This window comes from Staphylococcus sp. EG-SA-15 (genome assembly GCF_017151895.1).
Classification (GTDB): Bacteria; Bacillota; Bacilli; order Staphylococcales; family Staphylococcaceae; genus Staphylococcus; species Staphylococcus aureus.
Genome location: NZ_JACVZN010000107.1, coordinates 1 through 255, shown reverse-complemented (window position 1 = coordinate 255; position 255 = coordinate 1). Strand labels below are relative to the sequence as shown.

The window sequence follows — 255 nt, the reverse complement described above, 5'->3', positions numbered from 1 at the left end:
AAAAGTAGTAACTAATGTATTTGGAGCGTTTCATAATAATTTTTTTAAAATTAAATTTGATAAAAATCTGTATGATAGATTGTTTTTAGTAGAGGTTTTAAATTCATCTAAGATACAAAATAAAATACTATCTTTAGCAGGATCTTCGACGATACCAGATTTAAACCATAGTGATTTTTATAGTATTAGTTCTTCTTATCCGCTGCTTAGAGAACAGCAAAAAATAGGTAAATTCTTCAGCAAACTCGACCGACA

General features: G+C 27.5%; 1 protein-coding gene. It reads left to right on the top strand.

The features are described from left to right. Nucleotides 1-255, top strand: a 255-nt coding sequence (locus tag IDG64_RS15655) for a restriction endonuclease subunit S (protein ID WP_206171370.1), incomplete at both ends; no start/stop codon positions are given.